This window comes from Salegentibacter echinorum, assembly GCF_900129445.1.
Classification (GTDB): domain Bacteria; phylum Bacteroidota; class Bacteroidia; order Flavobacteriales; family Flavobacteriaceae; genus Salegentibacter; species Salegentibacter echinorum.
On sequence record NZ_FQVT01000004.1, the window covers coordinates 182,234 to 193,608 of the forward strand.

An 11,375-nucleotide genomic window follows, 5' to 3' on the forward strand; every position below is an offset into this window, starting at 1 on the left:
AGGCTCGCGAAGATACAAGGAATGTCTGCAAATTATATTCTTGCATCAATTTTTTTAGACTAAACTTTTAACAATAGTTTCTCAAAATAAAGGTAAGTGCTTACATAAAATTTATTGTATATTTGCGTAAGCACTTACGTATATTTTAAGTCTTATGAAGTAGTATAATTTTTGATTTTCTGAGATATGATTGTAGAAAGAAATTTAAACAGCAACCTAAAAGTAGAGGAGTTGCAATTGAAGGATTTAGGCTCTTTGGCAGGCTTATTTTTAAATAGACCTTCAGGTCTTTGTATTGATGATGTCTCCTTTAATGCAGGACTTATAAAACTCTTTAATCATCTTAATATTCAACATAATTTTGATGAAAATATTCAAGAGACCCAATATTTTAAATTAACAAGAGATAACTGGCAAATGGGATTTGTTGCCCTAAGTGATATTGTTGAAGCTCACCGCGCAAAGCTTCAGCTGAAACTGTATCAAGATCACGATTTTACTTCCGAAGAAATAGAGAAGTTTGTGGAGTTAATGCTTGCTAAAATTAAACAAGGTTATGATTTAAAGTGGCTGGAAATAAATATTCATAACGATATAAATCCTTTAGAAAGCATGCTTTTAAAACAATATAAATCTTACAGGATAGGTTTTGTTAATTTAAATAACGCGAGTAGTAAATATGTGGTTAGTCTAAATAATGAATCTAATTTTTATAAAGAATAAATCAAAAATTTTAAATATTTACGTAAGTGCTTACCTTTACGGTGTAAAACTAAAATTATGAAATCAGACTTTCTTATTGAAATGCAGGTAAATGGACTTACCGGCAGGCTAAAACGGCTTAGTGACTCTTTTATTTATTCCACCAAACAATTTTATCGCGATCACGATTTAGAAATTGAACCTAATTGGCATATGATTTTCCTTCTATTGGAAAAGCATGAGTTTTTGACCATTATGGAAATTGCCGAGGTTTTAAATCTTTCACATCCCGCGATTGTACAATTGGTGGATAAAATGAAGAAGAAAGGCTATATAGATTCCTTTAAAGATCCTGAAGATAAAAGGAAGTATAAACTAAAGCTTTCTAAAAAAGCTAAAGAAAAGCTCCCCGAATTTGAAGCCTACTGGAAAGCCGGTAGGGAAGCGGTACAGGAAATTATGGGAGAGCGAACAAGAATTCTCGAGGAATTAAAAATATTAGAAGAAAATATTGCAGACGAAGACTTTAGAGAACGCTCTGAAAGACTTCTTGAAAAACACAAAAAATAATTTATGACGATCACAATGGACCTCCTCGGCTGGAGCGGATCATTTTTTATCATCTTATCTTATAGTCTAACGCTTTCCAAACAACGGGATTTTACTAAGACTTGTAAGTACCTTAACCTTTTTGGTGGTGCCCTGGTAGCTTTAAACTGTTATTACTACAGCGCGATGCCTTCATTTATAACCAATGCCATGTGGAGTGGAATTGCAATTCTCTCCCTGTTTAAGACTCAAAATGTAAATAGATCTTAAATTTTATTTTTCATTATTTCTGAAAAAATTTGAAAAGACTTAATGCGATCCTTATGGTTGTAAATATGGGAAACAGCCATCACTTCATTGACCCCTGTTTCGGCAATAAAATTCCTGGTTTTTTGTTTTACTGTGGAGGCATCCCCTATAAATGCATATTTCACCATACGTTGAAATTGCGGATGTGCTAAAATTTGGCGGTGCTCATTGGTAAATTCTTCCGGAGGTTGCATATAATCGATATTGCCACTCATCACTCCCAACATCATTTGAATTAGGGAAGTTGATATTTTCTCGGCTTCCGCGGTAGTATCTGCTGCGATAATATTTACACCTGCAATGGTATAAGGTTTTTCCAGATATTGGGAAGGCTTGAAATTATTATGGTAAATATGCAGGGCTTCGTGCAATTGCGACGGGGCAAAATGACTTGCAAAGACATAAGGTAAGCCCTGTTTAGCAGCCAAATGTGCACTATCTGTGCTCGAACCTAAAATATAAATGGGTACGTTTACCCCCTCGGCCACTGCGGCACGAACCTTAGCATTTTTGTTATCTTCAGAAAAATATTGCTGAATTTCCTTAATCTCCTCCGGGAATTTAAATACCGATTTCATCCGGTCAGACCGAATGGCCTGTGCGGTCACCTGGTCTGTTCCCGGTGCCCTTCCTAATCCAAGGTCTATTCTATTTGGGTATAGGTTTCCCAGCGTTCCAAATTGTTCAGCAACAATTAATGGAGAGTGATTTGGTAGCATAACCCCACCAGATCCTACTTTAATGCTTTTGGTTCCACCCGCAATATGACCAATAAGTACAGATGTTGCCGCACTTGCAATACTAACCATATTATGATGCTCTGCTAACCAAAATCGGGTATAACCCATTTCTTCGGCCTTTTGTGCTAAATCAAGGCTTTGTTTAAAGGTTTCTTTTACGTTGCTTTCTTTTCCTACTGTCGCAAGTTCAAGGATGGAATAAGGTATTTTGCTAAGATCTACAGACATTACTAATTAGTTTGTTTTATTTGTCAGTGGCAATTGCTAATACAACAACCCACCGTCCTGCAATAGCCGAAATTAATCATAATTCCTTACAAAAGGATATATCTAAATAGCACTAAAAATATAAGATTAATAGAAAGTTAATCTTATTACTCTTTATATTTCCTAATCCGTTATTATAAAAGGTTTTCGAGTGTTTTTATGCTAAAAATATTACTGTAATATTTAGAAATTTTTAAAGCTTTGAGTTAAACTAGCTATAAATAGTTTTTAGTAGTTGCGGTATCCTATAATTTAGCCAACAAACCACTAAAATTTAACACCTATGGCAACTTATTTAAACGATCAGGAAATTAGAATTTCCTTAAAGAAATTGGTACAACAATATGTTGAAGAGTGCGAAACCTGTAAAGAAATGCCCGAAGAATTTATTAGCTTAATTAAGCATAATTTTTTGGCAAAATTTGTTTATTACAATAAACAGGAAAAACAAATAGAAATTGGTACAGACGAATCCGAATCACCAAACACCTATCCTAAAATTAAAGTTTTTAAATTTCCGGTTAAGAAAGCAGTTAAATGGCTGGACAAATCTTTTAAGGATAATAAAAATGATCTGGAATTTTATGGGAAATTACTTAAGCGCAATAGTGAGTTAGATGCTTCAGAAGTTGTTCTTGTGAATAAATAAGCTTTTAAAAGAAATTTGGAACCGTATTTTTATAAGGCAATTTTTATCTGTAATTTCAGAATTAATGAAGAGAACGAATCATTATCTAATTAAACTTTACTATTATGAATATTACTGTAGATAGAATTCACGAAAATAAAAAATCTTCAAACGAGGTTAGAATTCTTGTAGATAAACTTTGGCCCAGGGGCATATCCAAAGAAGAAGCCCATTTAGATGAATGGTTTAAAGACTGGGCACCCAGTGACGATTTAAGGGATAAATTTCACGATGATAAGATAAATTGGAGTGATTTTAAAAAGAAATATAAGCAGGAATTAAAAGATCAAAAGGATCAAATAAAAAAAGATCTTGAAGAAGTAGATAAACGAAAAAGTCTTTTGTTGCTTTATGGCTCTAAGGATGAAGAGCACAACAATGCTGTTGTGCTAAAAGACTTTCTTGAAAATTTATAAAATTCGATTAGCTATTTCCAAACAAGAGATTAAGGATAAAAGTTTCTATACTAATTTTTTAGACACCAATTCACGAATATTTAAAGTTCCTATAGAACGCTGATGACGCAAACTTATTTGCGACTAAAACAGAAAAACACTAAGATGCACCAGGACATTCTTAGTGTTTTTTTATTTTGGAGTCTCTGTGGTTAAGATTAATAGTTTGTAAAAATCATTAAATCTAAGCAAGAAGCAATGACAAACTTACCGGAAGATCAAATTATTCAGCAATATCTTCCATAATCATTTTTGCGTGGACCCGGGAATTTTCAATAAACCATTTATGGGTTTCTACACCACCGCAAATTACGCCGGCCAGGTAAATTCCTTCTACATTGGTTTCCATAGTAGCTTCATCGTATTGCGGAATCTTCCGACCATCTTCAGATAAATTAATTCCCATTTTTTTGAGAAATTCAAAATTAGGCCTGTACCCGGTAAGGCTTAACACAAAATCATTTTCCAGGGTTTTTTCTCCTTCCACAGTTTCAATAATTACCTCCTTCTCCTTAATTTCTTTAAGGTTGGCATTAAAATATGCTTTTATACTGCCTTCTTTTATCCTGTTATCAATATCTGGCCTTACCCAATATTTAACACGAGGACCAATCTCCTTTTTTCTTACGATCATTGTTACATCCCCGCCTTTACGGAATATTTCTAAAGCGGCATCTACAGCCGAATTACTCGCACCAACAACAATGGTTTTTAAAGTCGCATAATAATGCGGGTCGCCATAGTAATGGGCAACTTTTGGCAAATCTTCCCCGGGGATATTTAGATAATTGGGAATATCGTAAAACCCGGTGGCTACTACTACGTTTTTTGCCGTGTATTCGCCTTGCGTAGTGTTTAAAGTATGCAAACCATTATGAGAAGAAACCCTGGTCACTTTCTCAAATAGATTAATATTGATTTCGTTGGAAGTCGCTATACGGCGGTAATACTCTAAAGCTTCTGCTTTTCTGGGCTTGGGATTGTTACTAATAAACGGAATATTATCCAGTTCCAGTTTTTCTGAAGTAGAAAAGAAGGTCATATTGGTAGGATAATAGTATAAAGAATTTACCAGGCAACCTTTTTCTAAAATAAGATAAGAAAGGTTTTTTTTCTGGGCTTCCAATCCGCAGGCTATGCCAATAGGGCCGCCACCAATAATAATAACGTCGTAAGTATTATTTTGAGTTTGCAAGTGTCTTAAGATCTTTTATTGTTTCCATTTGATTTTCGGCCTTAAAAACAAAGCTACCGGCAACGAGAATATCGGCTCCCGCTTTTGCAAGTTGGGCAGCGTTTTTATTGGTCACCCCACCGTCAATTTCAATTAGGGTAGGAGCATTGTTGGTTACAATGATTTCCTTTAAACGCTGTACTTTTTGGTAAGTGTTTTCAATAAAACTTTGGCCGCCAAAACCGGGATTTACACTCATTACACATACTAAGTCGATATCTTTAATCACATCTTTCAATAAATCTACATTGGTATGCGGGTTTATGGCCACACCGGCTTTCATTCCCGCTGCTTTTATAGCCTGAAGCGTGCGATGCAAGTGAGTACAAGCTTCATAGTGCACAGTAAGATTAGTCGCGCCTAAATTGGCAAAATCTTCAATGTACCTGTCTGGATCGGTGATCATAAGGTGAACATCTATGGTTTTTTTTGCGTGCCTAGAGATGGCTGCAAGTACAGGCATTCCAAAAGAAATATTGGGTACAAAAACGCCGTCCATAATATCTATGTGAAACCAATCTGCTTCACTTTTATTTACCATTTCAATATCGCGCTGAAGATTGGCAAAATCGGCGGCTAAAATTGAGGGGGCAATTAATTTCGTTGTCATAAAATAAGTTGTGTTTGTGCTTGCAAAAGTAACAAGATTAAATGTAATTTATGTGCTGTTGTGTGACTTATAACTGCTTTGTTGTAGGAGAGAAATTAAAACTAAAAACATGGTTAAAGCATTCCTCATTCTTCTTTTACGCTGTGTTAGCATTTTGTTGTTTCACAGCATTGGCTACCATTCTTAGCTTGCCATAGCTATATTTGCCACCGGTTTTCTGATATATTTCTGAAAGTCCTGAATCTGGATTCTTTTTAAAAATTGCTTCTAAATCCACAATATCCGCTTGCTCCATTAAGTTTTCAATTTTTAATGCTCCTGAAGTAATTCCTCTTGCCAAATGCCCTTCTATAGTGCCTAGTGTGAAACCTCTCTTTTCAGCTATTTTTTCTGCATTAAAGCCCTGCTTCAATAAGCTGAACGTAATTTGATAAGTTTCCCCTTTAGTTGAACTCTTGCGCGTGCGACCCGACTTGTTCTTGAGGTTTTTTGGATTGGCTTTTATATATGCTGCTACTTCGTCCAGAAGTAGCAGTCTTTTTTTTCGGCGTGAAGTTCTTAATTCTTCGTTCCGTTTTATTTCTTTTCCTTCTAAAATACACCTGCAAACAAAAGTGGATTTCTGAACTTGTTCTATCTTTTTTGAGATAACCTGGTCTATTTCTGCCAGGTAATTCCTATAGGTTTTGGTGCGGGATAATTGCGCCACTTCCTTTAAATGTATAAGAAGTTCTTTATTTCGTTTGTATAAATATTCAAGGTAATAATTACTGCCTTTTTCTATTCTTTCCACTAATTTTTCCTGTTCGTTTTCTTGCAATAATTGTTCAATTTGCCGGTTAAACCGGTTAGTGATTGCCCTTTCAGAACCAAAGTTTTCTTTTAATTGCTGAAGCGCCTCTCTCATAGCTTCGTCTTCAAACTCCAGTTTCCCGGCCATCTTCTTTTGCGTGTATTCAATTTGACTGGTAATTCCAGTAAAATCGAAGCTTTTGAGCAACAGCGTTTTTAGGAAATCCATTTGACTGTTCTTTAAGCGATCTTTTAAAGGCGGTTGTTTTGCTTTGCTTTCAGAAAAATTCACTACATCTTTATCACTGGAGATTACAGCTTCAGAAATTTTATTGCTTAGAACCAACCCGTCCAGCGAGCGCAATCGGGATAAAGCGACATAAACCTGTCCGGCAGCAAAAGCCTGTTCTACATCAATAATAGCTTTTTCAAAAGTGAGCCCCTGGCTTTTGTGTACGGTAATCGCCCAGGCCGGTTTTATGGGATATTGCTCAAAACTACCAATGACTTCTTCTTTAATTTCTTTAGTTTTAGGATCAATGTTGTATTTAATATTTTCCCAGCAATACCTGTGCAGCGAAAACTCTTCTCCACTCTCTGTAATCACAGTAATACCTTCCGAAGAAATCTCATTTATTTCAGCAAGTTTTCCATTGTAATAACGCTTTTCTTCGCTGTCATTTTTAATGAACATGACCTTCGCTCCTTTTTTAAACTCCAATGTTTGTGGTAGCGGATAGATGTTCTCCGGGAAATCACCCTTTATTTCTGCTTCAAAAAAATGTGATTCTGCCGGCAATTTATCCAGTGCTTTTTTATTAATACCGTCTGCCTTATAATTGTGGGTGGTAATGGTAATGGCATTTTCTTCTTTTTCCTGTAAAGCCTTAGAAGAAAAGTAGCTGTTCAATACAGCTATATCTTTACGCTGGCAATTGTTGTTGCGAATGTTGTTAAGGATATTGATAAATCGCTGGTCTTCCTGCCTAAAGATTTTATCAAGTTCTATATAAATAAAGCCAGCCGACTTTAAAGCCGAAGCTTCAAAAAAATGCGGACTTTTATAAAAAGTCTTTATATGCTCCCATTCGTGATTTTTAACAATGGGTTGTAATTGAAATAAATCACCAATCATGAGTAGCTGAACACCGCCAAAAGCCTGCTTAAAATTGCCTTTCACAGATTTTAACCTGTAGTCTATGGCGTCTAGCAAATCTGCACGCACCATACTTATTTCATCTATAATAAGTAAATCTATATTTCTAAGAACTTGTTTTCTGGCGCTGTTTAAAGGATGTCTCCGGGCTAATTGAGTCCGCGTATAGAAATTTCCTTGTGGCGGTTGTTTAAAATTTATGCTGTCCTGTAAAAATGTGCCAAACGGAAATAAAAACTGGGAGTGAATAGTGACTCCCTTGGCGTTTAGGGCGGCGATACCGGTAGGGGCTACGATTACAAAATCTTTGTGTGTTGCTTTTGCTAAATCCCCTAAAAAGGTTGTTTTTCCTGTACCAGCTTTTCCTGTAAGGAAGATATGACTGGCTGTGGAATTTACAAATTGTGCCGCAAGCTCGATCTTTTCGGTAGAAATTTTAGTCATAACCAATAGGAGAAAATTGCAACTAATTTAGCAAAAGTAAATTTGAAATTAGGTTGGGGAATTCTCTAAGATTTGTTTTTGCAACTTAATAAGTTCTTCAAGCTAAATAATAAAAGCTTTCAGCATATTTTCAACCGCTACCTGGGTAGGTTTATCCAGTACTTTTAAATAGTTGAGGTAATCTTGAAATTTTTCGGGATTAACATAAGAATTTTCCGATATAAAATCTGCTTCGTAGCCATCATACGCTTCTTTGTGAATTTCTTTTGATATGATTTTTATGATATTTCGATGTCGGTCATCATTTTTAATCTTTTCATATAGTGCTAAAACCTTTTCTTTCTTTCCTTCTAAAACCTGAAAAAAGTTGCCTTCAGAAAATAGTAAGATCCCTGTAATATCATCGTCGTTGTTGCTGTGCTTGCTATATTTCAATAATTCTGAAATATCCTGTGCTGTGAGGCTTTCACTTGCCGTACTAACATAAGTAATTGCGTAGTGCATGTTTGAGGAAAATTAATTTTAAATTTTAAAAACTACAATTTTAATTTAATAATTATTATTGAAAAAATGTTTGTTATTATTGGAATGAGTAAGTGTTTTACAAATATTTTTTAGCTCTTTCTACATTATTTGAAATCCTATACTCTTCCTGCTTTCTCTAAAAATTAATGTGAAATAAAACACTTCCCTAAATCTAACAATTCTATTTATTTTGTTGAATATCTTATTTGAAAAATCATTATTTAAAAATGCTTTTAAGAACTGCTTCCGCAGCGTGAAAGCCGCACATTCCGTGAACGCCGCCCCCGGGAGGAGTAGAGGAGGAGCAAATAAAAATCTTTGGATTAGGTGTTGAGTAAGGTGAGAGACTGGCAATGGGACGGGTGAATAATTGGGTTATGTCTTGTTTTCCACCGTTAATATCACCACCAATAAGGTTGGGGTTAAATTGTTGAAGCGCTTTGGTATTCATAGTGCTTTTACTAAGGATACAATCTTTAAATCCTGGTGCCGCCTTTTCAATTTGAGCTTCAATCGCTTCAGTATGGTCGGTAAGATTTCCATTGGGAACGTGGCAGTACGCCCAGGCAGTATGCTTGTCTTTTGGGGTTCTCGTGGTATCGAAGATTGAATGTTGCGCAACCAGGACATAGGGCTTTGTGTTATCCCGGTTTTGATGTGCTGCAATTTCAGAACTTTCAATTTCTTTTTGGCTGAACCCTAAGTGCACAGTTCCGGCTTGCCTGCATTTTTTATTTCTCCAGGGTATAGGCTCACTTAAGGCCCAGTCTATTTTAAAAACCCCTGCTCCATATTTATAATTTTCCAGTCGTTTTTTATATAAAGAGGGAAAATTTGTGGCTTTTATTCTCAGTAACTGTTTCGGAGTGATGTCAAAAACGTAGGCTTTTGCTTTTGGAAGTTCGTTGAGGTCTTTAACGTTGTGGCTTAATTCTAATTCCCCGCCCAAAGATTGATAATAAGATAACAGCGTTGTTATAAAATTCCCCGCACCACCTTTTGGAAATGGCCAGCCATAGTTATGGGCCATGCTGGTTAATACAAGTCCAAAAGCCCCGGAAGCCAAATTATTTAAGGGTAACGTAGCGTGTGCAGCCGCGCCATAAAATAAGATCTTTGTCTTCTCTTCTTTAAAATAGTGATTTACCAACTGCTTTGCCGGTAAAAAAGCTTTAAGTCCGAATTGTGCAAGTTTAAGGGGATGTTTAGGCAATTTAAGCGGTCCCAATAAACTATTTTCCAATTGCGACCAATTTTTTACAATAGGTTGCAGTAGTTTTTTATAGGATTTTTCATCTTTATTAAATTGTGCAGCGGTTTTTTCGAGATCTTTATAACAGGCATAAGCAGAACCATCCTCAAATGGGTGGGCGAAAGGAATTTTAGGAAAAATCCATTCTAACCCGTGCTTTTCTAAAGGTAGCTCACGAAAAAAAGGAGAAGCATAAGCCATTGGTAATATCGCCGAACCGAGATCGTGTTTAAAGCCGGGTAGGGTAATTTCCTCTGTTTTAGTCGCACCGCCAGCGATAACACTTTGTTCTACGATTATTGTTTTTAAACCTTGTTTTTGTAAATGAATAGCAGCTGCAAGTCCGTTAGAGCCGCTTCCTATAATTATAACATCGTAATTTTTGCTCATTATACCTTCTAAATTTGCCTCCTGGTAAATTTAAAAAAATATAATGGAGCAATAGGAAAAGAAAAAACCCCGGTTCATCACGCCGGGGTCATTCATCAATCAAAAAACGAACAGTTATCCCAATCCCAAAATTATCGGGATCGGGACTGTTGTCATCTTAAATATGTTATCCTAAATAAGTTTTTAGGATTTTACTTCTGGAGGTATGTTTTAGCCTTCTAATGGCTTTTTCTTTAATTTGTCTTACACGTTCTCTTGTAAGGTCAAAAGTTTCTCCTATTTCTTCCAGCGTCATTGGATGTTGATCTCCCAGGCCAAAATAAAGACGAATAACATCGGCTTCACGCGGCGTTAAAGTTTCTAACGCCCGTTCAATTTCTGTTCTTAAAGATTCATGTAGTAGTTCTTTATCTGGATTTGGGGATTCCCCGGAACGCAGAACATCATAAAGATTGGAGTCTTCTCCTTCTACTAGAGGTGCATCCATAGAGACGTGACGCCCAGAATTCTTCATGGATTCTTTAACGTCGTTAATCGTCATGTCCAGCTCTTTGGCAATTTCTTCGGCACTTGGTGGGCGCTCGTGAGATTGCTCTAAGAAAGCAAAAGTTTTATTGATCTTGTTAATAGACCCAATTTTATTGAGCGGTAAACGAACAATACGGGATTGCTCGGCCAGTGCCTGAAGAATTGACTGGCGAATCCACCAAACGGCATAGGATATAAATTTAAAACCCCGGGTTTCGTCGAAACGCTTCGCGGCTTTAATCAATCCTAAATTTCCTTCATTAATAAGATCGGGGAGGGTTAACCCCTGATTTTGATATTGTTTTGCTACAGATACCACAAAACGTAAATTTGCTTTGGTAAGTTTTTCCAAAGCGCGGTCATCACCCGCCTTAATTCGTTGCGCCAATTCTACTTCTTCATCAGCAGTAATTAGGTCAACTTTTCCAATTTCTTGCAAATACTTATCTAGCGAAGCAGTTTCACGGTTCGTTACCTGCTTCGTAATCTTAAGTTGTCTCATCTATCGTCTCCTTGGATTTAATTGTGAATAGCTCTTGTATATACTTATACGTAAAGAGTAGTCGAAATGTTACAAAAAACCTTAATAAATTTTCTGAAAGCATTTATACCGGGTAAGAAACGGCGCTTCAAGCCCTGGGATTCCAAGCTAAACAATAGTCTGTAAAACGTTATTTGTTGTTGAAAGAAAAATAAAAAACCCTGAAGTTTTAAAACTTCAGGGTTTAATAAAT

12 protein-coding genes are annotated in these 11,375 nt (G+C 36.0%); 5 read left to right on the top strand and 7 right to left on the bottom strand.

All coding sequences use genetic code 11. The features are described 5' to 3' along the window. The first annotated feature begins 186 nt into the window (after positions 1-186). Genes BUA71_RS08645 through BUA71_RS08655 form a run of 3 tightly spaced genes read left to right on the top strand, consistent with a single transcriptional unit; the run spans position 187 to position 1,521 of the window. Positions 187-723, top strand: a complete 537-nt coding sequence (locus BUA71_RS08645) for a hypothetical protein (RefSeq protein ID WP_072878711.1) — start codon at positions 187-189, stop codon at positions 721-723. Positions 724-780: 57 nt separating this feature from the next. Beyond that, positions 781-1,272, top strand: a complete 492-nt coding sequence (locus BUA71_RS08650) for a MarR family winged helix-turn-helix transcriptional regulator (RefSeq protein ID WP_072878713.1) — start codon at positions 781-783, stop codon at positions 1,270-1,272. Between the two features lie 3 nt (positions 1,273-1,275). After that, on the top strand, positions 1,276-1,521 hold the full coding sequence (locus BUA71_RS08655; RefSeq protein WP_072878715.1) for a CBU_0592 family membrane protein: 246 nt from the start codon (positions 1,276-1,278) through the stop codon (positions 1,519-1,521). Here the strand turns inward: BUA71_RS08655 and BUA71_RS08660 are convergent. Further along, positions 1,518-2,528, bottom strand: a complete 1,011-nt coding sequence (locus BUA71_RS08660; RefSeq protein WP_072878717.1) for an LLM class flavin-dependent oxidoreductase — start codon at positions 2,526-2,528, stop codon at positions 1,518-1,520. The genes BUA71_RS08655 and BUA71_RS08660 overlap by 4 nt on opposite strands. A 322-nt stretch (positions 2,529-2,850) precedes the next feature. Between BUA71_RS08660 and BUA71_RS08665 the strand changes: the two genes are divergently transcribed. Both BUA71_RS08665 and BUA71_RS08670 read left to right on the top strand, forming a co-directional pair. After that, on the top strand, positions 2,851-3,216 hold the full coding sequence (locus BUA71_RS08665) for a hypothetical protein (RefSeq protein WP_072878719.1): 366 nt from the start codon (positions 2,851-2,853) through the stop codon (positions 3,214-3,216). 104 nt (positions 3,217-3,320) lie between these two features. Then, positions 3,321-3,671 (top strand): DUF488 domain-containing protein, encoded by a 351-nt coding sequence (locus BUA71_RS08670; RefSeq protein WP_072878720.1) that lies wholly within the window; start codon positions 3,321-3,323, stop codon positions 3,669-3,671. 262 nt (positions 3,672-3,933) lie between these two features. Here the strand turns inward: BUA71_RS08670 and BUA71_RS08675 are convergent, their stop codons facing one another. The 6 genes from BUA71_RS08675 to BUA71_RS08700 form a co-directional block, all read right to left on the bottom strand. Continuing rightward, positions 3,934-4,905 (bottom strand): YpdA family putative bacillithiol disulfide reductase, encoded by a 972-nt coding sequence (locus tag BUA71_RS08675; RefSeq protein WP_072878721.1) that lies wholly within the window; start codon positions 4,903-4,905, stop codon positions 3,934-3,936. Next, positions 4,889-5,554 (bottom strand): ribulose-phosphate 3-epimerase, encoded by a 666-nt coding sequence (gene rpe / locus BUA71_RS08680; protein WP_072878722.1) that lies wholly within the window; start codon positions 5,552-5,554, stop codon positions 4,889-4,891. Before rpe ends, BUA71_RS08675 begins: the two co-directional genes overlap by 17 nt. A gap of 136 nt (positions 5,555-5,690) precedes the next feature. Further along, positions 5,691-7,946 carry a helix-turn-helix domain-containing protein gene (locus tag BUA71_RS08685; RefSeq protein ID WP_072878724.1) on the bottom strand — a complete coding sequence of 752 codons (2,256 nt, stop codon included), beginning with the start codon at positions 7,944-7,946 and terminating at the stop codon, positions 5,691-5,693. A gap of 102 nt (positions 7,947-8,048) precedes the next feature. Then, positions 8,049-8,450: a BLUF domain-containing protein gene (locus tag BUA71_RS08690; RefSeq protein WP_072878726.1), complete on the bottom strand. Its 402-nt coding sequence runs from the start codon at positions 8,448-8,450 to the stop codon at positions 8,049-8,051. Positions 8,451-8,688: 238 nt separating this feature from the next. Continuing rightward, entirely contained in the window at positions 8,689-10,113 is a 1,425-nt protein-coding gene (locus tag BUA71_RS08695; protein ID WP_072878728.1) for a phytoene desaturase family protein, read from the bottom strand. 166 nt (positions 10,114-10,279) lie between these two features. Further along, on the bottom strand, positions 10,280-11,143 hold the full coding sequence (locus BUA71_RS08700) for a sigma-70 family RNA polymerase sigma factor (RefSeq protein WP_011708302.1): 864 nt from the start codon (positions 11,141-11,143) through the stop codon (positions 10,280-10,282). Between the last annotated feature and the right edge of the window lie 232 nt (positions 11,144-11,375).